Raw genomic sequence first — 24,198 nt, forward strand, 5'->3', positions numbered from 1 at the left:
CTTCGTCTCTTATACGCCGAGAGATTTCAGTTTGCGATGCAGTGCCGATCTTTCCATGCCGACAAATTCCGCCGTTCGCGAAATATTGCCGCCGAAGCGGTTGATCTGGGCAACCAGATAGTCCCGCTCGAACATTTCACGTGCTTCGCGCAGCGGCAGGGTCATGATGTGCTGATCGCCTTGCGCCGAAATCTTCGGCAGCATGTCGCCAATATCCGCCGGCAACATGTCTGCCGAGATTGGTGCCTCACCGCCTTCGGGGCGTGCCAGAATCATCAGCCGCTCGATATTGTTGCGGAGCTGGCGAATGTTACCCGGCCAGTCATGCGTCTGGAGAACGGCCATGGCGTCATCGCCGATCTTGCGCGGGCGGATGCCGGCCTGTTCGGAAATCTGCCGCATGAACATGTCGACGAGGAAAGGAATATCCTCACGCCGCTCGGACAGCGCCGGCACCTTCACTGGCACCACGGCGAGGCGATGGTATAGATCTTCGCGGAACTGGCCTTCGGCGATCAGGCTTTCGAGGTGATGGGCGGTTGAGGAGATGATGCGCACATCCACTTTTACCCGCTTGCCGCCACCGACACGCTCGAACTGCTGATCGACCAGCACGCGCAGGATCTTGTTCTGGGTTTCGCGCGGCATCTCGCCGACTTCATCGAGATAGAGAACACCGCGATGGGCTTCTTCCAGAGCGCCCACCTTGCGCGGCTGCCCGGGCAGACCTTCGGTACCGAACAAGGCGATTTCCATGCGGTCCGGCGTGATCGTCGCAGCGTTCAGCGCAACGAAAGGTCCTGTGGCACGCGAGGATTTCTTGTGCACCATGCGCGCCACCAGCTCCTTTCCGGAACCGGAGGGGCCGAGAATCATGATGCGGCTGTTGGTGGGCGCCACGCGGTCAATGGTCTGGCGAAGTTGGGAAACCGCAAGCGACGCGCCGACGAGTTCAACCGCGTCGCCAGTGCGCTTCTTGAGTTCCTGCACCTCCCGCTTCAGCTTGGAGTTCTCCAGCGCGCGTTCGGCAATCAGGATCAGGCGGTCTGCCTTGAACGGTTTCTCGATGAAATCGAACGCGCCGCGCTTGATGGCGTTGACGGCGGTTTCGATGTTGCCGTGACCGGAAATCATCACAACAGGGATATCGGGATGGCGGCTCTTGATCTCATCCAGCAGGGCCAGACCGTCGAGCTTCGACCCCTGCATCCAGATGTCGAGAAAGATGAGACGCGGCACGCGTTCGGAAATGGCGGCCAGCGCGCTGTCGCTGTCGAACGCCATACGCGTCTCGTGGCCTTCATCGGAAAGAATACCCGCTACGATTTCGCGAATGTCCGCCTCGTCATCCACGACCAGAATATCAGACGCCATATGCTGCTTCCTTGTTATTTTTGCCGCCGACCGCCTCGATATAGGGCAGCAGCACTCTGATCATGGCACCGTGGCCATGGTCGAACTCCGGCGGGGCATCGTGGAGTTCCAGATACCCGCCATGCTCTTCGATGATTTTCTTGACGATGGCGAGGCCGAGGCCCGTGCCCTTGTCCCGCATCGTCATATAGGGTTCGAGAATGCGGTGACGGTTTTCGACGGGCAGGCCTCTGCCATTGTCGATGATGTCGGCCACGAACCGCGAATTGGCCTCGTCGAAGGATGCGCGCACCAGGATTTTACCTGGCCGCTTTTCGCCTTCCACCGCCTCGATCGCTTCCGTTGCATTCTTGATGAGATTGCCGAACGCCTGTCCCAGCATGCGGGCATCGAACATGCCCTCCAGCGGGACATCGCCAAATTCCGTCGAGAATTTCGTGTCTGCGGCGCTTATTTCGCGCAGGAATGCCGCGTCCTTCAAGATCGAACGGAGGTCCGACTTTTCCTTCGTGGGCTTCGGCATGCGCGCAAAGGCCGAGAATTCATCCACCATCCGGCCGATGTCACCAACCTGCCGGACGATGGTGTCCGTACATTGGTCAAAGATGGCGCGATCGTTCTCGTCGATCTGCTTGCCGAAGCGGCGTTTGATGCGCTCAGCGGAAAGCTGGATAGGTGTAAGAGGATTCTTGATCTCATGCGCAATACGCCGCGCGACGTCGGACCAGGCGGTCGAGCGCTGGGCAATGACGAGATCGGTGATATCGTCGAGCGTGATGACGTAGCTGTCGCGGCTGTCGCGTGCATCCTCACGGGTCACCTGCACATTGAGCGTCCGTTCGGTGCCGCGCCGCATGATGTTGATCTGCTTGCGGAAATTGCCGCGCGACCAGGTGTTGGCCTCGGTCACGACCTCTTCGATTTCAGGCGCGATATCAGATAGTTGCGCACCGATCAGCTGGTCGGAGGAAAGCGCCACGAATTCTTCAGCCGAAGGATTGACGATGGTGATCCTGCGATTTTCATCAATGCCGATAACGGCGGCGGTAACGCCCGACAATACGGCCTCGATGAAGCGGCGGCGATCATCGATGTCGTCTTTCGCTTCAATGATCTGTTCCTGTTGGCTGCGCAGTTCCGAGACCATCTTGTTGAAGGTGCGCGACAGGCGGCCAACGTCGCCATCGATGGCGCGAACGGGAACCAGCACATGCATGTTTCCGGTGGCGACACTGTCTGCGGCGCTGATGAGGAGACGGATAGGACGCACGATACGGTCGGCCACCGCAATCGCGGTCCAGATCGCCGCCAGAAGCACGATCAGCGCGAAACCGAGATAAAGGATTGCAAACGCAATCTGCAACGGCGCACGGCCGGCCTCCATCGCCTTGTATTCGGCGCGGTTCTCTTCCATCAGCCGCATCGCGCCCATCACCTTGGGATCGACGGCACGCACGGTATAAAGAAACGTACCGCTGATGCCCTCGAGCTTGATGATGGCGCCGACGAGATTGGTGATGCCAGGCGGAATAAGGGTTGGCTGACCAGCGGCGGCCTTTTCAAGCGCATCGTGCGGAATGGCCGGAAGCGGCTTTTCCGTCTTGATATCGGCTTGCGCGACGGCGTCGCCGTCTTCCTGCACCAGGAATGCGCCGAGAAGACCACGGCCCTTGGCCTGACGGGTCATGAGATCGACGAAGCCGGTGCGGTCGAGATAAAAGAGCGCGCGATTGCGGTCGAGGTCGGTGGCCATCGACAGGGTCTGTCCCTGAAGATAACCGGCATTCTCCATCATATAGGCCTGGGCGATATTGCTGGAGGAATCGACGATCGACTGGGTACGTAGCGCAAACCAGCGGTCGAGACCGACATTCAGCGTCAGACTGGCGAAGATGGCGACAAGAACGGCCGGTGTAATCGCAACGATGGAAAACAGCACGACGATGCGCACATGCAATCGTGCCGCCGCCCTGCCCTTTTTCCGCGCTTTCAGCAGGCGGTTGATTTCCCGACCGATGAGAAAGATCAGTCCGATCACAAAGACCGAATTGATGACGACCGAGGCGATGACGACATTCGATGTCGGCGCAATCGGTGTTACGCCCAGAAGCACGAAAAGCGTCAGTATGGCGCAAACAAGGGCGACACCGGCAAGCACCAGCCCCGGCAGAGCGAAAGACATCCTGCGATCGGCTACCACCATTCCCGCTGCGTCTTCGGCAACGGCTTTTTCGGCGGCGGGTTTCCGCATGCATTTCTCCCAATCGCTGGCTAGCCAGCACCACATTCATGAAAATGGGCGAATCCGCCTCGTGCCGGCGAATCCCTCTCCATCCTAGTGTTTTCCAAGCAACACAATGTGGCGAAAATGCAACGACAACCGCGGCCTTGTCAACATTCTCAGCTGGGGCGGGAGCTGCGATACACGGAAACGCCAAGCTCGCGAATCTTTTTGCGCAGCGTATTGCGGTTGAGGCCAAGAAGATCGGCAGCCTTGATCTGGTTACCGCGCGTCGCCGTCAGGGCGGCTAGAATGAGCGGATATTCCAGTTCGCGCAGAACACGGTCGTAGAGACCCGGCGGCGGCAGGCCTTCGCCGAAACTTGCGAAATAATCCCGCATGTTTTCCTCGACCGCCTGCGAAATGGTCAACGAGCCGGTGCGGACCGCCATCTTGTCGAGCGGGCTGTCTGGAACATCCGACTGCAATTCCTGCTCGATGATCTCGCGGGTGATGACTTCCTGCGGATAAAGCGCCATCAGGCGACGGATCAGGTTTTCGAGTTCGCGCACGTTGCCGGGCCAGGCATAGGCCTTCATGACTTCCAGCGCCTCGGTCTCGAAGCGCTTTCCTTCCAGCCCCTCCTTTTCACCCGTCTGGATGAAATGGCGCACAAGATCGGGAATATCCTCAGCGCGGTCGCGTAGCGGCGGTAGCCGCAGCGGCACGACGTTCAGGCGGTAATAGAGGTCTTCGCGGAAAAGGCCCTGGTTGATCGACTGCTTCAGGTCCTTGTTGGTGGCGGCGACGATGCGAACATCGGTCCTGATCGGCGTGCGTCCGCCCACCGTCGTATATTCGCCCTGCTGCAATACGCGCAGCAGCCGCGTCTGGGCGTCCATTGGCATATCGCCGATTTCGTCGAGAAACAGCGTGCCGCCCTCGGCCTGTTCGAAACGGCCGGTCGAGCGGTTCTGCGCGCCGGTGAAGGCGCCCTTCTCATGGCCGAACAGTTCCGATTCGATCAGATCACGCGGAATTGCCGCCATGTTGATGGCGACGAAGGGGCCGTTGCGGCGCTTGCCGTAATCATGCAGCGCGCGCGCCACCAGTTCCTTGCCGGTGCCGGATTCGCCGGTAATCATCAGCGTCAGGTCGGTCTGCATCAGGCGGGCGAGAACCCGGTAGATTTCCTGCATGGCGGCCGAGCGGCCGACGAGCGGCATGCCGTCCTGCATATCGTCGTCCAGTTTGGCGGGCTTGCGCTTCGGCTCCGACAGTGCGCGGCCGATGATGGCAATCAGCTCTGTCAGGTCGAAGGGCTTGGGCAGGTAATCGTAAGCGCCCTTTTCCGAGGCCTTGATCGCGGTCATGAAAGTGTTTTGGGCACTCATCACCAGAACCGGCAGGTCCGGGCGAGCCTTCTTGATGCGCGGAAGCAGATCGAAGGCGTTTTCATCGGGCATCACGACATCGGTAACGACCAGATCGCCCTCGCCGGCAGAAACCCAGCGCCAGAGCGTTGCGGCATTGGACGTGATACGCACATCGTAACCGGCACGGCTGAGCGCCTGATTAAGCACGGTGCGGATCGCGGCATCATCATCGGCGACGAGGATAGTAGCTGTCATCTGTCATTTCCTGTCGAGTTCGGCAAGATGCGGTCGTCCAGCGCCACTTCAGGCGAGACGGGCATCAATACGCGGAAAGTCGTGCGATGGTTCTGGCTGTCGCATTCGACAATGCCGCCATGGGCGCCGATCAGTTTGGCGACAAGCGCCAGACCCAGGCCCGAACCATTCGTCTTGGTGGTAATGAAGGGGTCGAAGAGATGCGGCAGGAGATCGGCCGGCACTCCCGGCCCATTGTCATGCACGCAAAACTCAAGCGGCAGCGAGATGCGTTCGCGGCTGCCGGCCACGGACATGCGCATGCCGGGACGATATGCCGTCGTCAGCACGATCTCGCCCTCCGACTGATTCCCGACGGCTTCCGCCGCGTTTTTCACCAGATTGAGAAAGACCTGCACCAGCTGGTCGCGATTGGCATAAACCGCCGGCAGCGATGGATCATAATTCTCGGAAATCTTGATGTTGCGGGCAAAGCCAGCCTTGGCTATGGCCTTCACATGGTCGAGCACCGAATGGATGTTGACCGGCACGCGGTCCACCGGACGCTCGTCGGAAAACACTTCCATGCGGTCAACCAGCGAGACGATACGATCGGTCTCGTCGCAGATCAGCCGCGTCAGCGCACGGTCCTCATCGGCAACCGATGTCTCGAGAAGCTGCGCGGCACCACGAATGCCCGAAAGCGGGTTCTTGATCTCATGCGCCAGCATCGAGGCAAGGCCGGTGACAGATCGTGCAGCAGCCCGATGGGTCAATTGCCGGTCGATCTTGTCAGCCATCGACCGTTCCTGGAAGACGACGACAACAGACCCCGGCTCGCTGACAACAGGCGCGACATAGAGATCGACGAGCTTGTCCTGTCCAAGCCGGGGGGAGCTCAGATCGACCCGATATTCATTTACCGGCGCGCGGCGTTCCCGCACCTGATCGATCAGCGCAAGCAGCGGACTGCCGAAGGGAATGAAGGTGGAGACGCGGTAGCGAGCGAGATGGGAGGCGCTGGCCCCGAAAAAAGCTTCTGCTTCCCAATTGGCAAAAGCGATGAAACCTTCGGCATCCACCAGAATAACGGGATTCTGCACCGCGTTCAGAACCGCCATAGCGAGCGGGTTCGCATCTGCCGGGCTGTGTTTATCAGCGCTCATGCGGCCTTCCTTGCGGCTTCTTCGCCCGCATTGTCGCAAAGGGCGGAGCGCAGCAGATCAGCCACTTCCCCCGTATCACGCGATGTCATGATTTTAGCCTTGTCGGTAGTGGCGATCTCCGTCGCGAAACGGTCGAGATACCAGCCCAGATGTTTGCGGGCATGCCGAAGACCGGCTTCCCTTCCATAAAATTCGAGCATCATGTCGTAATGTTCGACGGCGATATCGGCAATATCGGCGCGTTGCGGCGCTGCATGTCCGGCCAGTACCGCCGGCAGCCAGGGTTGACCCTGTGCACCGCGACCGACCATAACGGCATCCGCGCCGGAACGGCTGAGGATTTCACGCGCATCTTCGGCGGTCTCGACATCGCCATTGGCGATCAGCGGCACGGAAATCACCTCGCGCACGGCGCGAATGGCATCCCAGTTCGCCCGACCTTCGTAAAACTGCATGCGGGTGCGGCCGTGAATGGTGATGAGCTGGACGCCAGCGGCTTGAGCGCGGCGAGCAATTTCGGGTGCATTGATGGTGTTTTCATCCCAGCCGAGCCGCATCTTCAGCGTCACGGGCACATCGACCGCGCCGACGGTCGCCTCGATCAACGACAGCGCATGATCAGGATCCCGCATCAAGGCTGAACCGGAGTACCCGCCCGTCACCTTCTTGGCCGGACAACCCATATTGATGTCGATGATGCCAGCGCCATTGTCAGCCGCAATTTTTGCCGCTTCCGCCATAAAATGCGCTTCGCGCCCGGCGAGCTGCACCATATGCGGAACCATCCCGGCATTTTTCAGCCGCGCCCAGGATTCCCCACGATTGGCGACAAGTTCCCGGCTTGCGACCATTTCAGTCACCACAAGGCCCGCGCCGTAACGCCAGGCGAGCTGACGGAAAGGCAAATCTGTCACGCCCGACATAGGCGCCAGCACCGCGCGATTACGGATCGCGACTGAGCCGATGCTGAACGGGACTGACAACTCCGGAAGGGGCAAGTGATGATCTTTCGTGCAGAAGAGTTATATGCATTATTTTTAGACAGTGTTTGCGCAGTTGCCAAGCACTTTTACAGGGTTGCACCTTTTATTTGCGCGTGGCCTGCCTGCCTGTTTTGCTGGCGGCGGCAATTTGTGCAGGTTTGAACAAACGGGATGACCGATCCTGCGGCATGTGGGTGCGGGTGGGCGGCTTATCGGGCTGGCCATTCGGGTTTTGAAACGCTAGAGCAGGACTGTCAACCATTAAGGGTTGCGCACAAAGCATAAGACCAATGCAGGAAAGTACTATGAAACTCGGCATCGTCGTTGTCGCCGCAGGACGCGGAGAAAGAGCCGGCTCCCCCGAGGAAGGGCCGAAACAATATCGCCCGATCGGTGGCAAGGCCGTGATCGAGCATACATTGTCGACCTTTCTTGCCTGGGCAGGCACATATCCTATCGTGGTCGTTATCCATGCCGACGATGCGGCACTCCTGTCACCAATCCTTGAACGGCTGAATGCCGGGGAGCGGATCGTCACAGTCACGGGCGGCGCAACCCGGCAGCAATCGGTGCTCGCTGGTCTGGAAGCTCTGGCCGCGCAAGACCTCACACATGTGATGATCCACGATGCCGTGCGGCCTTTCATCGCCGTGGACATGCTGGAACGCATCGTGGCGCTGCACAAGGCGGGTGCTGTCGGCGTTCTGCCTGCCCTGCCCGTCACTGATACGCTGAAGCGTGGCGCAGGCGATTCCGTCGTGGAGACGGTTTCAAGGCAGGGTCTTTATGCGGCGCAGACACCGCAAAGCTTTGGCTATGGCGAAATCCTCGCCGCGCATCGCGCTGCTGCCACATCCGGAAAAACCGACTTTACCGACGACGCCTCGATCGCCGAGTGGGCAAGTCTGCCTGTGACGCTGACCGAAGGCTCGGTCGACAATGTGAAACTCACTCTCAAACGGGATATCGCCATGGCCGATGAAAAGCTCTCCTACGGACTGCCTGACGTGCGCACCGGCAATGGTTACGACGTGCACCAGCTGGAAGCAGGAGACGGTGTGACACTGTGCGGCGTCTTCATCGAACACGACCAGAAACTCAAAGGCCATTCGGATGCCGATGTGGCGCTGCATGCGCTGACGGATGCTCTGCTCGCCACCTGCGGCGCTGGCGACATAGGCGATCACTTCCCGCCTTCCGATCCGCAATGGAAGGGTGCCGCTTCGCGCATCTTCCTCGAACACGCGGCCAAGGTAGTCCGCGGCAATGGCGGCACGATCATGAATGCCGATGTCTCGCTGATTGCCGAAGCGCCGCGCATCGGACCGCATCGGCAGGCCATGCGTGAGGCGCTTTCCGACATTCTCGGCATCGCGCTGGAGCGCTGCTCGGTCAAGGCGACCACCAACGAGACGATTGGCTTCGTCGGCCGCCGCGAAGGTATTGCTGCGATTGCCACTGCCACTGTGGTCTACAAGGGCAGACCGCTATGAGCCTGTTTCCTGCGGATATAGAAGAACTGGCGCGGCGGATCATTTCTGACTTTACCGCCGGCGGCTTCATGGTCTCGACGGCGGAAAGCTGTACGGGCGGCCTGATTGCTGGTTCGCTAACGGAAATCGCCGGCTCTTCTGCCGTCGTCGATCGCGGCTTCGTCACCTACACGAACCAGGCCAAGATGGACATGCTTGGGGTTGGAACTGAGACGCTGGCGAATTTCGGCGCCGTATCCCGACAGACCGCGCTGCAAATGGCGCATGGCGCGCTATTTCGTTCCCGGGCGGATTTTGCCGTAGCCGTGACCGGCATTGCCGGTCCGGGCGGAGGTTCGGCTGAAAAACCGGTGGGGTTGGTGCATCTGGCCGCCAGGGCGCGCAGCGGTAAAATCCTGCACCATGAAATGCACTACGGAGAGATCGGGCGCACGGAAATCCGTCTTGCAACCATCAGAACGGCGCTCGAGATGCTGATTACCCTCAATCAGGCTGGGTCCGCGTAGATTTTATCGGCGCGGGTCTCGAAGGCTTCGGCGAACATGCGGAAGGCCCTGTCGAACATCGATCCCATGACCGCACCGAGCAGCCGGTTCTTGAATTCATACTCGATGAAAAAATGAATGGCCGAGCCGCCCTCTGCGGAGGCTTCAAAACGCCAGCGATTGTCGAGATATTTGAACGGGCCGTCGATATATTTCACGTCGATAGCGCGCTCTGCCGGGTTCAGCAGCACCTGCGTGGTGAAGGTCTCGCGAATGGCCTTGTAGCCCACCGTCATATCAGCCACCAGCAGAGTCTTGCCGTCCCGCTCCTTGCGCGAGCGGATGACCAGCGCTTCGCAAAGCGGCAGAAACTGCGGATACTTCTCCACATCGGCGACGAGGTCGTACATGCGGTCGGGCGAGTGTTTTACAAGGCGATGCGTTTCGAACTGTGGCATGAGCGGGAGTTAATCCTCGATAACAAGAAGATCAAGAAGGCGGCGAAGCTGTTTTCGGCTTTTAAGCTGGAATACCGGCACGTTGGGACCATAAAGCGCGAAATTCTGCTCGAAGATCGGGGCGTGGCGGCGTTCGAAATTCCAGATATAGCGCAGGAAATCGAGATCCAGTCTTTCGGGGCACCCTTCAGCCATTTCAGGACGCGCCTTGCCATACCCCTTGGCAATCCGAGTGATGGCGCCCCAAAGGCAAAGCCAGCGCGGCATGCGCACCCAAAGGACGATGTCGGATCTCGGCAGACGCATGTCGAAAGACGATGGATTGCTGCCGTCCATCAGCCACCGGTCTTTGGTGACGATGGCGGCGATCCTCTGCCGCTGTTCTTGGCGCGGGCGTGCCTGCCAGCCGGGCAACCAGAAAATATCGCGATCCATGGAAATGTATTCAAATCTAAAGCGTCTTACGAGCTTCCGGGAAAGCGTCGATTTTCCGCCTCCGGAGCAACCAACGACCGAAATACGCTGCGCAGATGCGATAATCGCAGCCGCGTCCTCCACGTTTTCAAGATAGTTCGGCATCGAATAAACCTCGTCTTCGCCACCATGCCATTTTTAAATAGCGCGGCTATTACTCTGCGGCGGCATGGCCGCGGCGTCCGATGTTACGGAAATTTAACTATTGCAACCCCCTCGCAGGGATTGCTATTTATTTGCGACTAATATTACACCCATGGGATGCAACGGCGCTGGAACCTCCCATTTTCACCGCGCTTATTCATCCCTGGGTTCACACCCACATAACCCGCTTTGAGCCACTGAGTGAGCCGATGGACGATTTTTCCAACATCATCAACCTTCTCGAATCCGCCAAGCAACTTGCATCGATGAACGAAATGCCGATGCTTGCCTATCTCATCGACGTTGCGAAATGCGAGGCGAGAGAGAACAAGCCGGTTTTGCGCAAGCGCAAACGCGGCGAATCGACCGCCAAGGAAGAATGTTAGACGCCGGCTCGATAAAGCCGGCTGGCCCAATCTTCAAGACGATGTCATAATCAGGACTGAAACCGGCCGCTTTTCGAGGCGGCCGTTTCTTTGCACGATGGAAATGACAATCTCATGATCGCCGCATCCGCCGATATCAGAACCTATACGCAGGAAAGACCGAAGGAACGGCACGGCTTCGTGCAGATCGTTCTTCCGGTCTCGGGATGTCTGCGGATCGATGTAGCAGGGCTACAGGACGAATTGTCCACCGGGCGCGCGGTCTTCATTCATCCCAACACATCGCACACACAGGAAGCGACGACGATCAACCGGTCGCTGGTGGTCGATATCGACGAAACTGCTGTTCCCGAACGGGTGCTGGAGAGATTTGTCCACAAGCCGTTTCTCGATATCGCACGGGATACACGGCAGCTGATCGCTTACATGCGCGGCGTCATCGGATCGGATGGGCCGCGTGAGGATATTGCCAACCTCTGGGCACCGCTCCTGATCGACAGCCTTGCGACTGAAAAGACCGATATCCGCCACCGCCTGCATGCGCTGGGCGAGATCGTCAGAGCGGAGCCATTTTTCCCCTGGACCATCGAGACGCTCGCATCCTGCGCCGCGATCAGCGATAGCCGCCTGCATGCGCTGTTTCTGGAAGAGTTTAGCCTCCCTCCTCACCGCTGGCTTGCAGAGCTGCGCATGGACAAGGTCTGCGCATTGCTGCGCCACTCCACATTGCCGATTGCGGAAATTGCCTTGCGGGCCGGCTTCTCCGACCAGACGGCACTGACGCGCGCCATGCGCAACGCGATGGGCAAAACGCCTGCCGCTTATCGCCGGGCCTTCGGAATTCACTGAAAGCACAGCACCTCTTCTCTCAGGAGTTTTTGTCAAGACAGCCGTACGTGGCTGTGGCACATCGCGGGCAATCGTGAATGCGGATGTGACATGACATGAACAAGACAAGCCTCGGTGTTATCTACGGCATGATGGCGGGCGCTCTCTGGGGTGCGATCTTTCTCGCCCCGAAACTCGTACCGGATTTTTCCGCCCTGCAACTGTCAACGGCCCGTTACCTGACATACGGGCTGATTTCGCTCATCATCATCGGACCGCGCCTGAAACGGGTATCGGCCCATTTCGGCGCGCGCGAATGGATCGCGCTCGGCTGGCTGAGCATGATCGGCAACATCGCCTATTATGTCTTCATATCAACGGCGGTGAAACTGAGCGGCGTTGCCTTCACGTCCATCATCATCGGATTCCTGCCGGTTGCCGTCACCATCATCGGCACGCGCGATCATGGCGCGGTATCGCTCAAGCGTCTGTGGCCGTCGCTCGCCTTTGGCGCAATCGGCATTATCGGCATATCCTGGCAGTCGCTGACGGAAAGCGATGCGGGGCTGGATGTATCCCGCCTGATCGGGCTGGCCTGTGCGCTTGGCGCGCTCGCCTCATGGACGGCCTTTGCGGTTGGCAATGCCCGCTGGCTGTCACGCCTTCACGATGTCAGCGCCGACGACTGGAACATGATGACGGGTGTGGTGACCGGAGGGCTGGCGCTGGCGCTCGCCATACCGGCCTTTGCTTTCGGCGGGGAAAGCCATAGCTCCGAGGACTGGCTGCATTTTGCGGCCATCGCCGCCGGTCTCGGTTTCACCGCATCCATTCTCGGAAATGCTCTCTGGAACCGCATGAGCCGCCTGCTGCCGCTCACCATGGTTGGACAGATGATCCTGTTCGAGACGCTCTTTGCCTTGCTCTATGGTTTCCTCTGGGAAGGTCGTGGGCCAACAATCGTGGAAGTCCTGGCGATTTGCTCAGTCGTGCTGAGCGTCATCCTGTGCATGCGCGCGCATCGGCCGGAGAAGGTTGTGGCATGACTTCAGGTGAAAGCAGCAACGTCATCCTCGGGACAAGCCCAAGGATGACGCGTGAGAGAAATTGCCCGCCCCGCCCACTTACTCCGCAGCGGCCAGAAGCTTCTTCTCGCGGGCTGCGCGCAGGCGTGCAAAATCGTCGCCCGCATGGTGGGAAGAACGCGTCAGCGGGCTGGAGGAGACCATCAGGAAGCCCTTGGTATAGGCGACCGTCTCATAGGACTTGAATTCCTCCGGCGTGACATACGCCTCAACCTTGTGGTGCTTGCGTGTCGGCTGCAGATACTGGCCAATCGTAAGGAAGTCTACGTCAGCACTGCGCAGATCGTCCATCAACTGCAACACTTCGTTGCGCTCTTCGCCAAGGCCGACCATGATGCCTGATTTGGTGAACATGGTGGGGTCCAGTTCCTTGACGCGCTGCAACAGGCGCACGGAATGAAAATAACGCGCACCGGGGCGAACCGTGAGGTAATTGCCGGGAACGGTTTCCATATTGTGGTTGAAGACATCGGGCTTCGCCGCGACGACACGCTCCAGCGCGCCGGGCTTCTTCAGGAAGTCCGGGGTCAGAATTTCGATGGTGGTGTTGGGAGACGCAGCGCGGATCGCCCAGATCACCTTTTCGAAGTGCTCCGCGCCGCCATCGGCAAGATCGTCGCGGTCAACCGAGGTAATGACGACGTGGCTGAGGCCCATCTGCTTGACGGCCTTGGCGACGTTTTCCGGCTCGTCCATGTCAAGCGCATTGGGCTTCCCGGTCGCGACGTTGCAGAAGGCGCAGGCGCGGGTGCAGATCTCACCCATGATCATGAAGGTCGCGTGTTTCTTGTCCCAGCATTCGCCGATATTTGGACAGCCGGCTTCCTCGCACACCGTCACCAGCTTGTGGCTGCGCACCAGTTCGCGCGTCTCGTGGTAGCCCTTGGATGTCGGCGCCTTGACGCGGATCCATTCCGGCTTGCGCATGACTTCGGTATCGGGCCGATGGGCCTTTTCCGGGTGGCGGATACGCTTTTCTTCGGACGAAGTCCTGTCGAGAATAGTGACCATAAGAAACCTGTTTCTATCGCTTGCCGCGATCATCACATTTATTGACGCGATGCTTTAGAACAATTCCAGAAAAAGCGTAAGCCCCTTCCGGGCACGAAGCCTAGTCAGCGCCGTACCAGCTTAGCCATGAACAACAACAGGCTGGCGCCGATGAAGGACGTTACGAAATAACCGAGCCTGCTGTCCTGCACGAAAACGTCGAAGGTTCTCAGCACCGCAACGGCAACCACCGAACCGACGATGCCGAGAACAATATTCATGAAGATGCCGAAACGCATATCCATGAGTTTGCCGGCGAGCCAGCCGGCAAGACCGCCGATGATGATTGCCGCAATCCAGCCGATATTTTCCATTCCCGCGCTCCCTTATAGAACCAGCGTTGAGACATATGGGACACCCGGCATGGTTAGACAATGCCGGGCATCACGGGGCACTCATGCGTTCAGCACACGTCCGTAGGCGTCGAGCACGCTTTCCTTCATCGACTCGGAAATGGTCGGATGCGGGAAGATCGTGTGCATCAGTTCCTCTTCTGTGGTCTCGAGGTTCATGGCGACCACGAAGCCCTGAATGAGTTCGGTGACTTCCGCACCAACCATGTGCGCGCCGATCAACTCGCCTGTCTTCTTGTCGAAGATGGTCTTGACCATGCCCTGATCTTCACCGAGCGCCACGGCCTTGCCGTTGGCCGCAAAGGAGAAGCGGCCAACGCGAATATCGCGGCCCAGTTCCTTCGCCTTGGCTTCGGTGAGACCAACAGAGGCGACCTGTGGATTGCAATAGGTGCAGCCGGGGATCTTGAGCTTGTCCATCGGGTGAACATTCGGCAGACCGGCGATCTTTTCAACGCAGATCACGGCCTCATGCTCGGCCTTGTGGGCGAGCAGCGGCGGGCCGGCGACATCGCCGATGGCGTAGACGCCAGGCACGTTGGTCTTGCCGTAACCGTCGATGACGATGAAGCCGCGATCGGTCTTCACGCCGACGGCCTCAAGGCCGATGCCTTCGATGTTGGCGACGACGCCGACAGCCGAAATCATCCGGTCAGCGGTGATCTTCTCGGACGAACCGTCCTTCTTCTCGAGCGTCGCAGTAACCGAATTCGCAGCCTTCTCGACCTTGGCAACCTTGGTTTCCAGATGGAACTTGATGCCCTGCTTCTCCAGCTGCTTCTTGGCGAAGGCAGAGATCTCCGCATCTTCGACCGGCATCACCTGGCTCATGATTTCAACGACGGTAACGTCGACACCCATGGTGCGGTAGAAGCTGGCGAATTCGATGCCGATGGCGCCGGAACCCATGACGAGCAGCGACTTCGGCAGTTCTTCCGGCTTCATTGCCTCGAAATAGGTCCAGATCAGCTTGCCATCCGGTTCGATGCCTGGAAGCGCGCGCGGGCGGGCGCCTGTGGCGACGATGATGTGCTTGGCGGTATAGGTGCCCTCGCCCAGCGTGTTCTTCGGAACCGGGCCCATCGGTTCGACGGGCTTCTTCTGGGTCTTGGAAACTACGATTTCACCGGGCTTGGTGATCTTGGCCTCGCCCCAGATGATATCGACCTTGTTCTTCTTGAACAGGAAGCCGACGCCGTTGTTCATGCGGTGCGCGATGCCGCGCGAACGATCAACGATCGCCTTGACATCAGGCTTGATCGAGCCTTCGAGCGTCAGGCCGTATTCCTTGGCGTGCTGAGCCGTATGCAAGACATCGGCAGTACGCAGCAGCGCCTTGGTGGGAATGCAGCCCCAGTTGGAGCAGATGCCTGCAAGGTGCTCGCGCTCGACCACGGCAACCTTCATGCCGAGCTGGGCTGCGCGAATCGCGGCAATATAACCGCCCGGTCCCGAACCGATGATGATGACGTCATAAGATTGAGCCATAGGTATCCTGCCTTGTCCTATCGGGTCACGGCATGCCGTTCCGAAACGAGAATTGTTGTCAAAGTCCGAGCATCATGCGAACGACGGGCTCCAGCCCGCGCCCGATAGCCCGCGTGTTTTCAGCATCGAGATGAACGCCGTCTACGGGCGTCGTGCGGGCAACTGATCCCGCATCGAAAAATCCGCAATCGAGATCGTCGGCCAAATCCCGGTAGACCGGGGCGAGCATCGCCGATTCATCGATCGCATCGCGAAAGATAGCGCCCATCACGGGGTTGGCCGTTTCGCACAGTTGCGGCGGCGCGACGATCAGAACATCCGGCGCTTCCCAGTCCGGCACCTGCCAGACATGGTTGCGCACCAGTTTGACCAGCCGCTCCACACCCTTCATCGCGACGATGGCCGAGCCATGGATCGACGGTTTCAAGTCGTTGGTGCCGAGCATGATGATGACCAGATCAAGCGGCGCGTGGCTGTGCAGAAGCGTCGGCAAGAGCCTTGCGCCGTTGCGATCGCAATCAGCGGTATGATCATCATAGGCGGTGGTTCGTCCACCCAGCCCTTCGTGGATCACCTTCACATCAGGCCCGAGCGCCTTTTGCAAGACGCTCGGCCAAAGATCGTCATGGCTGTGCCGGCCACCCGTTTCCGCATCTGATCCCCATGTCAGGGAATCGCCAAAGCAGAGGACCGACTTTACCATCTCACTCTCCGATCAAACCAGCATGCCCATCGGGTTTTCGATGTAGCGCTTGAAGGCGCCGATCAGCTCGGCTCCGAGCGCGCCATCGACGCAACGGTGGTCGGTAGAGAGCGTAACCGTCATGACATTGGCTATCTTGATCTCGCCGTTCTTCACGACAGCACGCTGTTCGCCCGCGCCGACTGCCAGAATGGTGGCATGCGGCGGGTTGATGACGGCGGAGAAGCTCTTGACGCCCATCATGCCCATGTTGGACACGGCCGTCGTGCCGCCCTGATACTCCTCGGGCTTCAGCTTGCGCTCCTTGGCGCGCTTGCCGTAGTCCTTCATCTCGTTGGAGATGGTGGAGAGCGACTTCTCTTCCGCCTTGCGGATGATCGGCGTGATCAGGCCACCCGGAATGGAAACGGCAACGCCGACATCCGAATGCTTGTGCTTGACCATGTTGCTTTCCGTCCAGGAGACGTTGGCATCAGGCACATCGCGTAGCGCGAGAGCCAGCGCCTTGATGACCATGTCGTTGACCGAAAGCTTGTAGGCGGGCTTGCCGTCCTTTTCGGGAGCGGCGGCGTTGAGCTGGGCGCGCAGCGCCAGAAGCGTATCCAGTTCGCAATCCACGGAAACGTAGAAATGCGGAACGGTCTGCTTGGATTCGACCAGACGCTTGGCGATGACCTTGCGCATGCCGTCATGCGGCACCAGTTCGTAAGAACCGGGTTCGAACAGCTTGAGAACAGCTTCTTCGGACGGGCCCTTGGCAAGTGCGGCAGCCGGTGCGCCTGCGGATGCTGCGGCGGCAGGAGCAGCCTTCGCACCACCAGAAGCGGCAGCCTTTTCCACGTCAGTCTTGACGATACGGCCATGCGGGCCGGAACCGGACACGGCCGTGAGGTCGAGACCGGCTTCCTTGGCGAGACGACGGGCAAGCGGCGAAGCGAAGATGCGCTCGCCGGATTTTGCAACCGGGGCCGGGGTGGAAGGTGCGGAGGACTGGTCGGCAACTGGCTTTTCAGCCTTGGCTGGCGCAGCTTCTTCCTTTGGCGCTTCGGCCTTCGCAGCTTCTTGCTTCGGAGCCTCGGCTTTGGCCTGGGACGCGGCAGGAGCAGCATTGCCGCCCTTTGCTGCCTCAGCCACATCCTCGCCATCGGCGGCGAGGATAGCGATCAGGGCGTTGACCTTGACCGCTTCCGTGCCTGCGGGAACCACGAGCTTGGCGACCGTGCCCTCATCGACGGCTTCCACTTCCATGGTTGCCTTGTCGGTCTCGATCTCGGCGATCACGTCACCGGGTGCGACCTTGTCGCCTTCCTTGACCAGCCACTTGGCCAGATTGCCCTCTTCCATGGTGGGAGAAAGGGCAGGCATGGTGATGTTTATCGGCATCGAAACGCCTCCCCTTACTTGTAGCAGACGGTTTTGACAGCCTGAACGACTTCATCGACGTTCGGCAAAGCCAGCTTTTCGAGGTTTGCCGCGTAAGGCATCGGAACGTCTTTGCCGGCAATCGTCAGGATCGGCGCATCGAGATAGTCGAAAGCGGCACGCATGACCTGATTGGCGATGAAGTCACCAACCGATGACTGCGGGAAGCCTTCCTCGACGGTGACCAGACGACCGGTCTTCTTGACCGATTCGATGACGGTGGGCAGATCCATCGGACGGATGGTGCGAAGGTCGATCAGTTCGACGTCGATGCCGAGCTTTTCGAGTTCCGCAACCGCCTTGATTGCGTAGGTCATGCCGATGCCGAAGGAAACGATCGTCGCATCCTTGCCCTTGCGGTGAATGCGCGCCTTGCCGATCGGCAGCACGAAATCGTCGAGCTTCGGCACTTCGAAGCTCTGGCCGTAGAGAATTTCGTTCTCAAGGAAGATGACCGGATTCGGATCGCGGATGGCTGCCTTCAGGAGACCCTTGGCGTCCGCTGCCGTGTAGGGCATGACGACCTTGAGGCCCGGAATATGGCTGTACCATGCGGCGTAACATTGCGAATGCTGAGCGCCAACGCGGGCAGCAGCACCCGAGGGGCCACGGAACACCATCGGTGCGCCCATCTGGCCGCCCGACATGTAAAGCGTCTTCGCAGCCGAGTTGACGATCTGGTCGATCGCCTGCATGGCGAAGTTGAAGGTCATGAATTCGACGATGGGCCGCAGGCCCGTCATTGCCGCACCGACGCCGATACCGGCAAAACCGTGCTCGGTGATCGGGGTGTCGATAACGCGGCGTTCGCCGAATTCCTGCAACAGGCCTTGGGTAATCTTGTAGGCGCCCTGATATTCGGCGACTTCCTCACCCATGACGAAGACTTTTTCGTCCGCGCGCATTTCTTCGGCCATGGCGTCGCGCAGCGCTTCACGCACCGTCGTCATCACCATTTCGGTGCCTTCAGGAATATCCGGATCGGCAGCGACTTCGATCTTAGGTGCTGCCGGAACCTTTGCGGCTTCCTTGGCAGCGCTCGGCTCCTCGGATGCTTCGCGGGTCTTGCCGCCTGCGGCATCCGAATCGGAATTTGCAGCTTCAGCCTTCGGCTCTTCCTTCTTGGCGGAAGAAGAGATGTCGGCAGCGCTTTCGCCTTCCTGGATGAGAACGGCGATCGGCGTGTTGACCTTGACGCCTTCGGTGCCGGCGTCGATCAGCAGCTTGCCGATAACACCTTCATCCACAGCTTCCACTTCCATGGTTGCCTTGTCGGTCTCGATCTCGGCAATCACGTCGCCGGAAGTGACCTTGTCGCCTTCCTTTTTAAGCCATTTGGAAAGCGTGCCTTCCTCCATGGTCGGGGAAAGGGCGGGCATAAGAATTTCTACTGGCATGGGTTTCCCTTTCCCGATCAGAGCAGAATATCGGTGTAGAGCTCGGATACATCCGGCTCTGGGTCGTTCTGGGCGAAGTCTGCGCTATCGGCGACGATATCACGGACATCCTTGTCGATGGCCTTCAACTCGTCTTCGCTTGCCCAGCCCTGCTCCAGAAGCCGTGCCTTGACCTGCTCAATCGGGTCATGTTCGGAGCGCATCTTCTGCACTTCGTCTTTCGAACGGTATTTCGCCGGGTCGGACATGGAGTGACCACGGTAACGGTAGGTCAGCATTTCCAGAATGATCGGACCCTTGCCGGAGCGGCAATGTTCCAGCGCCTGATCGGCGGCGGCCTTTACGGCGCGCACATCCATGCCATCCACCTGGATGCCGGGAATGCCGAAGGACTGGCCGCGCAGCGAATAGTTCGACTGTGCGGTGGCGCGGGCGGTCGAGGTGCCCATGGCGTAACGGTTGTTTTCAACGATATAGATGATCGGCAGCTTCCAGAGAGCGGCCATATTGAAGCTCTCGTAGACCTGACCCTGGTTGGCGGCGCCGTCACCGAAATAGGTCACGGAGACATTGTCGTTGCCGCGATATTTATTGGCGAAGGCAAGACCGGTTCCGAGCGAAACCTGCGCACCGACGATGCCGTGGCCGCCGTAGAAATGTTTCTCCTTGGAGAACATGTGCATCGAGCCGCCCTTGCCTTTCGACAGGCCGCCCTTGCGACCGGTCAATTCGGCCATGACGCCACGCGCGCTCATGCCCAGAGCCAACATATGGCCGTGGTCACGGTAAGCGGTGATGACCTGATCGCCTTCCTTCTGAGACATCTGCATGCCGACAACAACGGCTTCCTGACCGATGTAGAGGTGACAGAAACCACCGATGAAGCCCATGCCGTAAAGCTGGCCGGCTTTTTCCTCGAAGCGACGGATGAGAAGCATCTCACGATAGGCGTGAAGCTCTTCTTCCTTCGAAAAGTCCGGGCTGTTCTTACCGGTGAATTCGCCTGCAGCCTTTGCCGTTGTCTTTCGGCCGGATACGGACGCGGTTTTTCGCGGCGCCATTCATCCCTCCCTGAGTTGCCGTTTGAATGGATAGATTGGCGCGTACCATATGCAAGAAAATGCCATGCAGCAATGCTTTAAACGCATGGCACATATTCACGCTAAAGTGCTGTGAATAAATCACAAATCATTAATTAACTTGATTTCGGTTAATTAGAAGTAGGTATTCATGATGACAATTTCGTCCGTACGGGACATATTCAACTGATAACGGGAAATCTCGTCAATCATGTCACGTTCGAGAGAACCGTCGCTCAACAATTCGACCTGCCGCTCCAGCGCAACGCGCGCCTGCGTCAGCTTGGCAAGCTCTGCCGTTCTGGCAATACGCTGTCGCTCCAGCCGCTCCGTCGCCTGAAGGCCGAAGTCGCCGTGGATGGAATGATACCCGAAATAGGAAAGAAAAGCGATCGTAATGGCCGGAACGATCAAACGGCCGAATCGTCTCTTTTTATGATGTCTGGTCCACATGCCGGAGAGAAGCCTTAAAACGCATAATGTGAGTCTCGAGACTAATGCGGATTGTTTAACTATCCGTTGACCTTAAATTCCGCGCGGCTGATAGACGCAAAAAAGCCCGCCAGAGGCGGGCTAATAATGACGAAGATATCAGAGAGAGTTCGTTATGCCGAGCGTGATCCGGCATCAAGCCACAGCGCGTCTTCGCCGTGAAAAGAGTCTTTTCAACCCAGGGACCTGGGCTGACTGAACCCCGGATCAACTCGGGAGTGAGCAGTGCGGATAAACCGCCCATCCCTGAGACTGGCCCGCCAGGCGGCGGGCCATATCGCGAAACCCGAACGCGGATTATCCGCGCAGGATCGAACGGCCGGCGTAAGCAGCCTGCGGGCCCAGCATTTCTTCAATGCGGATAAGCTGGTTGTACTTTGCGAGCCGGTCGGAACGGGCAAGCGAGCCGGTCTTGATCTGACCGCAGTTGGTTGCGACCGCGAGATCGGCGATGGTGGAATCTTCCGTTTCGCCCGAACGGTGCGACATGACGGCGGTATAACCTGCCTTGTGCGCGGTTTCGACTGCGTCCAGCGTCTCGGAAAGCGAACCGATCTGGTTGACCTTGACGAGGATGGAGTTGGCGACACCCATCTTGATACCGTCGCGAAGGCGGGCGGAGTTGGTGACGAAAAGATCGTCGCCCACCAGCTGGCACTTGTTGCCAATGAGATCGGTCAGCGCCTTCCAGCCATCCCAGTCGTCTTCAGCCATGCCGTCTTCGACGGAGATGATCGGATATTTCGCCACGAGCTCGGCCAGGTATTCGGCCTGCTCGATCGGCGAACGGGTCTTGCCTTCGCCTTCATAAACGTAATTGCCGTTCTTGAAGAATTCGGTCGCCGCACAGTCGAGACCGATGAACATGTCGTCGCCCGGACGGTAGCCAGCCTTTTCGATCGACTTCATGATGAAATCGAGTGCTGCCGGCGCGCTTTCGAGACCCGGTGCAAAACCGCCCTCATCGCCGACATTGGTGTTGTGGCCCTGTGCGGACAGTTCTTTTTTCAGCGTATGGAAGACTTCGGAGCCCATGCGCACGGCTTCGCGAATATTTTCTGCGCCGACCGGCAGGATCATGAATTCCTGGAAGTCGATGGGGTTATCGGCATGCGCGCCGCCGTTGATGATGTTCATCATCGGAACCGGCAGCAGATGCGCGTTCGGGCCGCCGACATAACGGTAAAGCGGCAGGCCGGAGGCTTCAGCGGCAGCCTTCGCAACGGCGAGCGACACGCCGAGGATGGCGTTGGCGCCGATGCGCGACTTGTTCGGCGTGCCGTCGAGCGCGATCATCATCTGGTCGATCTGGATCTGGTTTTCAGCGTCGAAACCGCCAATCGCGTCGAAGATTTCCGTATTGACGGCTTCGACCGCCTTTTCCACGCCCTTGCCGAGATAACGCTTGCCGCCATCGCGCAGCTCAACCGCCTCATGCGCGCCGGTGGAGGCGCCGGAGGGAACGGCGGCACGGCCCATGGAGCCGTCTTCGAGATAAACGTCGACTTCAACGGTCGGATTGCCGCGGCTGTCGAGAATTTCGCGCGCGATGATATCGGTAATGGCAGTCATGGTCTCTCCCTTGGGAATGGAACAGATATTTTCCGTCGCCTGTCTTAGACGATGGCGAAGAAATTACAATGACGGCGGACGGCGGAAACAGCCCGCCCGCCATTAAAATCGATTGGCACAAAAGTGCCCGCTGTAACGGTCAGCCGATCAGGCTTTCGTAATCGCGTCGAAAGCCAGAAGCTTTTCGAGCAGTTTCGGCATGTCCTTCAGGTGGACCATGTTAGGGCCGTCTGACGGCGCATTGTCCGGATCCTCATGGGTCTCGATGAAGAGACCAGCCACGCCAACCGCAACGGCCGCACGCGCCAAAGTCTCGACGAATTCGCGCTGTCCGCCGGTGGAACCGCCCTGCCCGCCCGGCTGCTGCACCGAATGGGTGGCGTCAAACACGACCGGAGCGCCGAGCGAAGCCATGATCGGCAACGAGCGCATGTCGGAAACCAGCGTGTTGTAACCGAAGGACGCGCCGCGCTCGCACAACATCACATTCGGATTGCCGCTCTCATTGAGCTTGGCAAGCACGTTCTTCATGTCCCAGGGCGCCAGAAACTGGCCCTTCTTGACGTTGATGACGCGGCCGGTTTTGGCGGCAGCGACGAGAAGATCGGTCTGGCGGCTAAGGAACGCCGGGATTTGCAGCACATCCACCACCTCGGAAACGATGGCGCATTGATCTTCCGTGTGGATGTCGGTCAGAACAGGAAAACCGAATTCCTTCTTGAGATCGGCAAAAACCTGCATCGCGTTATCCAGGCCGATGCCGCGTTTTCCGGAAAGCGAAGTGCGGTTCGCCTTGTCGAAAGAGGACTTGTAGACAAGCCCTATTCCCAGCTTGTCGCAAAGCTCCTTCAGGACGCCAGCGATCATGAAGGCATGTTCGCGGCTTTCCATCTGGCAGGGGCCGGCAATCAGCGAAAACCGCTCGGTATTCGAGAAGGAAACCTTGCTGGCGCCGTCGCCGGCGGTGACTTTAAGATTGTTCGTAACGCTCATCATTTTTCCTCGAAGGCGAAGGCAACACCCTGACCGGGTGCTGCGGGCACCACCAGACGGCCGTCCGCTTTTGCGCAGGACACGCCATTAGCAGCAAGCACCGCCTCTGTCACGGCAAGATCGTGTGACGAAAAGACGATGCCCGCGCCGCGCAATCCGCCTTCGTTGCCATCCTGAGCATTCAGGGCCTGCCCGCTGAAAGCCGGTTTTCCGGTCAATCTGATGCTGGCATTGCCGGTCGCGAAAACCATATCACCGCCCGGAGACCATTTGCCTTCACAGCCAAACACCGTCTCGATCAGGCCCGCCACCTTCATATCGCCGCCGGTAAACAGGACGATTTCACTGAGGCCGGTGACACCATTGGCGTGGCGCTCCAGCATGGTGCGATCGCCCGGAAGGGCTTGAACCCGTTGACAACTGAACAAAAAGAAATCCGCGGCCGCCCCGCTTGCAGCAAAAGCAAGCCGGAACGCCGCCTCGCCTTGCGAGCCATCCGGCATCCGAACAGGCCGCGAAAACTCGAAAACATCGCCCGCCGAAAGGCCGGCTGCCCGAAACCGCTCATGGTCAACCAAGGCGTCTTCAGTCCTGGCGACAAGAGCCGAAAAACCCTCCTGCCCGTCCCGTTGCCGGAAGGCCACATCCCTGCCAGTGAAAACATCACCCCTCTCTATTGACGCATTATATTTAGCCGGATCAGTAATTGCGAGCGGCTCCAGATAGGTGCCATCGGCGAAAAATACGCAGGCATTTTGGGTGCCGAAAGGATGCAGAGCCTCCGGCGCAACCGTAAAGCCAAGACTGACGAGGCGCTTCACGGCGACGCCTATGACTTCCACGGGCAAAACGAGATGGTCAACGCTATAGGGTTTCGTCATGAAAATGTATCCTGCTGGCCTTCCGCCCGGAGCATGCCGGGACGGTTTCGACCGCACAAAA

General features: G+C 59.0%; 23 protein-coding genes. 5 read left to right on the plus strand and 18 right to left on the minus strand.

The features are described from left to right. Positions 1–9: 9 nt before the first annotated feature. From ntrX to dusB, 5 genes are all read right to left on the minus strand, one after another. Positions 10–1,374, minus strand: a complete 1,365-nt coding sequence (gene ntrX, locus AC5SEO_RS13040; protein ID WP_003512918.1) for a nitrogen assimilation response regulator NtrX — start codon at positions 1,372–1,374, stop codon at positions 10–12. Next, positions 1,364–3,625 carry a sensor histidine kinase NtrY-like gene (locus AC5SEO_RS13045; RefSeq protein WP_003512916.1) on the minus strand — a complete coding sequence of 754 codons (2,262 nt, stop codon included), beginning with the start codon at positions 3,623–3,625 and terminating at the stop codon, positions 1,364–1,366. The genes ntrX and AC5SEO_RS13045 overlap by 11 nt, the downstream gene beginning before the upstream one ends. A gap of 149 nt (positions 3,626–3,774) precedes the next feature. Continuing rightward, the gene (gene ntrC, locus AC5SEO_RS13050; protein ID WP_003512914.1) at positions 3,775–5,226 is read right to left on the minus strand and encodes a nitrogen regulation protein NR(I); all 1,452 of its coding nucleotides are present in this window, start codon (positions 5,224–5,226) and stop codon (positions 3,775–3,777) included. Continuing rightward, positions 5,223–6,371: a two-component system sensor histidine kinase NtrB gene (locus AC5SEO_RS13055; RefSeq protein ID WP_003512904.1), complete on the minus strand. Its 1,149-nt coding sequence runs from the start codon at positions 6,369–6,371 to the stop codon at positions 5,223–5,225. The genes ntrC and AC5SEO_RS13055 overlap by 4 nt, the downstream gene beginning before the upstream one ends. Then, positions 6,368–7,354 carry a tRNA dihydrouridine synthase DusB gene (gene dusB, locus AC5SEO_RS13060; protein ID WP_255610144.1) on the minus strand — a complete coding sequence of 329 codons (987 nt, stop codon included), beginning with the start codon at positions 7,352–7,354 and terminating at the stop codon, positions 6,368–6,370. Before dusB ends, AC5SEO_RS13055 begins: the two co-directional genes overlap by 4 nt. A gap of 305 nt (positions 7,355–7,659) precedes the next feature. Here dusB and AC5SEO_RS13065 point away from each other — a divergent pair, with 305 nt between their 5' ends. Then, positions 7,660–8,847, plus strand: coding sequence for a bifunctional 2-C-methyl-D-erythritol 4-phosphate cytidylyltransferase/2-C-methyl-D-erythritol 2,4-cyclodiphosphate synthase (locus tag AC5SEO_RS13065; protein WP_113291505.1), 1,188 nt, complete (start codon positions 7,660–7,662; stop codon positions 8,845–8,847). Then, a complete protein-coding gene (locus AC5SEO_RS13070; RefSeq protein WP_038490894.1) occupies positions 8,844–9,353 on the plus strand; it encodes a CinA family protein in 510 nt (169 codons plus the stop codon). The genes AC5SEO_RS13065 and AC5SEO_RS13070 overlap by 4 nt, the downstream gene beginning before the upstream one ends. On the opposite strand, the gene AC5SEO_RS13075 is transcribed toward AC5SEO_RS13070, so the two are convergent. Beyond that, a complete protein-coding gene (locus tag AC5SEO_RS13075) occupies positions 9,335–9,790 on the minus strand; it encodes a type II toxin-antitoxin system RatA family toxin (protein ID WP_003512897.1) in 456 nt (151 codons plus the stop codon). The genes AC5SEO_RS13070 and AC5SEO_RS13075 overlap by 19 nt on opposite strands. Positions 9,791–9,799: 9 nt before the next feature. Beyond that, positions 9,800–10,369: a P-loop NTPase family protein gene (locus AC5SEO_RS13080; RefSeq protein WP_003512895.1), complete on the minus strand. Its 570-nt coding sequence runs from the start codon at positions 10,367–10,369 to the stop codon at positions 9,800–9,802. A 248-nt stretch (positions 10,370–10,617) separates the two neighbouring features. On the opposite strand from AC5SEO_RS13080, the gene AC5SEO_RS13085 reads away from it, so the two are divergent. The 3 genes from AC5SEO_RS13085 (at position 10,618) to AC5SEO_RS13095 (ending at position 12,668) form a co-directional block, all read left to right on the plus strand. Then, entirely contained in the window at positions 10,618–10,794 is a 177-nt protein-coding gene (locus tag AC5SEO_RS13085; RefSeq protein WP_003512893.1) for a hypothetical protein, read from the plus strand. Between the two features lie 114 nt (positions 10,795–10,908). Further along, complete coding sequence (locus AC5SEO_RS13090; RefSeq protein WP_003512891.1) at positions 10,909–11,643, plus strand: helix-turn-helix transcriptional regulator; 735 nt, start codon at positions 10,909–10,911, stop codon at positions 11,641–11,643. A gap of 95 nt (positions 11,644–11,738) precedes the next feature. Further along, positions 11,739–12,668 carry a DMT family transporter gene (locus AC5SEO_RS13095; RefSeq protein ID WP_003512889.1) on the plus strand — a complete coding sequence of 310 codons (930 nt, stop codon included), beginning with the start codon at positions 11,739–11,741 and terminating at the stop codon, positions 12,666–12,668. 78 nt (positions 12,669–12,746) lie between these two features. On the opposite strand, the gene lipA is transcribed toward AC5SEO_RS13095, so the two are convergent. From lipA to AC5SEO_RS13150, 11 genes are all read right to left on the minus strand, one after another. After that, positions 12,747–13,718, minus strand: coding sequence for a lipoyl synthase (gene lipA / locus AC5SEO_RS13100; RefSeq protein WP_003512887.1), 972 nt, complete (start codon positions 13,716–13,718; stop codon positions 12,747–12,749). 104 nt (positions 13,719–13,822) lie between these two features. Next, the gene (locus AC5SEO_RS13105; RefSeq protein WP_003512885.1) at positions 13,823–14,071 is read right to left on the minus strand and encodes a GlsB/YeaQ/YmgE family stress response membrane protein; all 249 of its coding nucleotides are present in this window, start codon (positions 14,069–14,071) and stop codon (positions 13,823–13,825) included. Positions 14,072–14,152: 81 nt separating this feature from the next. Next, positions 14,153–15,598 (minus strand): dihydrolipoyl dehydrogenase, encoded by a 1,446-nt coding sequence (lpdA, locus tag AC5SEO_RS13110; protein WP_174068325.1) that lies wholly within the window; start codon positions 15,596–15,598, stop codon positions 14,153–14,155. Positions 15,599–15,656: 58 nt separating this feature from the next. After that, on the minus strand, positions 15,657–16,301 hold the full coding sequence (locus AC5SEO_RS13115) for an SGNH/GDSL hydrolase family protein (protein ID WP_003512881.1): 645 nt from the start codon (positions 16,299–16,301) through the stop codon (positions 15,657–15,659). A gap of 12 nt (positions 16,302–16,313) precedes the next feature. Then, a complete protein-coding gene (locus AC5SEO_RS13120; RefSeq protein ID WP_112289926.1) occupies positions 16,314–17,684 on the minus strand; it encodes a pyruvate dehydrogenase complex dihydrolipoamide acetyltransferase in 1,371 nt (456 codons plus the stop codon). Between the two features lie 14 nt (positions 17,685–17,698). Then, entirely contained in the window at positions 17,699–19,120 is a 1,422-nt protein-coding gene (locus tag AC5SEO_RS13125) for a pyruvate dehydrogenase complex E1 component subunit beta (protein WP_003512876.1), read from the minus strand. 17 nt (positions 19,121–19,137) lie between these two features. After that, positions 19,138–20,181, minus strand: a complete 1,044-nt coding sequence (gene pdhA, locus AC5SEO_RS13130) for a pyruvate dehydrogenase (acetyl-transferring) E1 component subunit alpha (RefSeq protein WP_003512874.1) — start codon at positions 20,179–20,181, stop codon at positions 19,138–19,140. A gap of 153 nt (positions 20,182–20,334) precedes the next feature. Continuing rightward, the gene (locus AC5SEO_RS13135; RefSeq protein WP_003512872.1) at positions 20,335–20,652 is read right to left on the minus strand and encodes an FtsB family cell division protein; all 318 of its coding nucleotides are present in this window, start codon (positions 20,650–20,652) and stop codon (positions 20,335–20,337) included. A gap of 336 nt (positions 20,653–20,988) precedes the next feature. Then, the gene (eno, locus tag AC5SEO_RS13140) at positions 20,989–22,263 is read right to left on the minus strand and encodes a phosphopyruvate hydratase (RefSeq protein WP_003512870.1); all 1,275 of its coding nucleotides are present in this window, start codon (positions 22,261–22,263) and stop codon (positions 20,989–20,991) included. A gap of 147 nt (positions 22,264–22,410) precedes the next feature. Beyond that, a complete protein-coding gene (gene kdsA, locus AC5SEO_RS13145) occupies positions 22,411–23,256 on the minus strand; it encodes a 3-deoxy-8-phosphooctulonate synthase (RefSeq protein ID WP_174068324.1) in 846 nt (281 codons plus the stop codon). Beyond that, entirely contained in the window at positions 23,256–24,137 is an 882-nt protein-coding gene (locus AC5SEO_RS13150; RefSeq protein ID WP_003512866.1) for a VOC family protein, read from the minus strand. Before AC5SEO_RS13150 ends, kdsA begins: the two co-directional genes overlap by 1 nt. Between the last annotated feature and the right edge of the window lie 61 nt (positions 24,138–24,198).

This window comes from Agrobacterium sp. K11, assembly GCF_059429395.1.

Coding starts and splice junctions, on each gene's coding strand:
- ntrC (WP_003512914.1), bottom strand. CDS start 5,226: ATGACAGCTACTATCCTCGTCGCCGATGATGATGCCGCGATCCGCACC.
- AC5SEO_RS13055 (WP_003512904.1), bottom strand. CDS start 6,371: ATGAGCGCTGATAAACACAGCCCGGCAGATGCGAACCCGCTCGCTATG.
- AC5SEO_RS13080 (WP_003512895.1), bottom strand. CDS start 10,369: ATGCCGAACTATCTTGAAAACGTGGAGGACGCGGCTGCGATTATCGCA.
- AC5SEO_RS13075 (WP_003512897.1), bottom strand. CDS start 9,790: ATGCCACAGTTCGAAACGCATCGCCTTGTAAAACACTCGCCCGACCGC.
- AC5SEO_RS13120 (WP_112289926.1), bottom strand. CDS start 17,684: ATGCCGATAAACATCACCATGCCTGCCCTTTCTCCCACCATGGAAGAG.
- AC5SEO_RS13135 (WP_003512872.1), bottom strand. CDS start 20,652: ATGTGGACCAGACATCATAAAAAGAGACGATTCGGCCGTTTGATCGTT.
- AC5SEO_RS13115 (WP_003512881.1), bottom strand. CDS start 16,301: ATGGTAAAGTCGGTCCTCTGCTTTGGCGATTCCCTGACATGGGGATCA.
- lipA (WP_003512887.1), bottom strand. CDS start 13,718: ATGGTCACTATTCTCGACAGGACTTCGTCCGAAGAAAAGCGTATCCGC.
- AC5SEO_RS13105 (WP_003512885.1), bottom strand. CDS start 14,071: ATGGAAAATATCGGCTGGATTGCGGCAATCATCATCGGCGGTCTTGCC.
- AC5SEO_RS13085 (WP_003512893.1), top strand. CDS start 10,618: ATGGACGATTTTTCCAACATCATCAACCTTCTCGAATCCGCCAAGCAA.
- AC5SEO_RS13045 (WP_003512916.1), bottom strand. CDS start 3,625: ATGCGGAAACCCGCCGCCGAAAAAGCCGTTGCCGAAGACGCAGCGGGA.
- AC5SEO_RS13125 (WP_003512876.1), bottom strand. CDS start 19,120: ATGCCAGTAGAAATTCTTATGCCCGCCCTTTCCCCGACCATGGAGGAA.
- kdsA (WP_174068324.1), bottom strand. CDS start 23,256: ATGAGCGTTACGAACAATCTTAAAGTCACCGCCGGCGACGGCGCCAGC.
- AC5SEO_RS13095 (WP_003512889.1), top strand. CDS start 11,739: ATGAACAAGACAAGCCTCGGTGTTATCTACGGCATGATGGCGGGCGCT.
- AC5SEO_RS13090 (WP_003512891.1), top strand. CDS start 10,909: ATGATCGCCGCATCCGCCGATATCAGAACCTATACGCAGGAAAGACCG.
- ntrX (WP_003512918.1), bottom strand. CDS start 1,374: ATGGCGTCTGATATTCTGGTCGTGGATGACGAGGCGGACATTCGCGAA.
- AC5SEO_RS13150 (WP_003512866.1), bottom strand. CDS start 24,137: ATGACGAAACCCTATAGCGTTGACCATCTCGTTTTGCCCGTGGAAGTC.
- eno (WP_003512870.1), bottom strand. CDS start 22,263: ATGACTGCCATTACCGATATCATCGCGCGCGAAATTCTCGACAGCCGC.
- AC5SEO_RS13070 (WP_038490894.1), top strand. CDS start 8,844: ATGAGCCTGTTTCCTGCGGATATAGAAGAACTGGCGCGGCGGATCATT.
- lpdA (WP_174068325.1), bottom strand. CDS start 15,598: ATGGCTCAATCTTATGACGTCATCATCATCGGTTCGGGACCGGGCGGT.
- pdhA (WP_003512874.1), bottom strand. CDS start 20,181: ATGGCGCCGCGAAAAACCGCGTCCGTATCCGGCCGAAAGACAACGGCA.
- AC5SEO_RS13065 (WP_113291505.1), top strand. CDS start 7,660: ATGAAACTCGGCATCGTCGTTGTCGCCGCAGGACGCGGAGAAAGAGCC.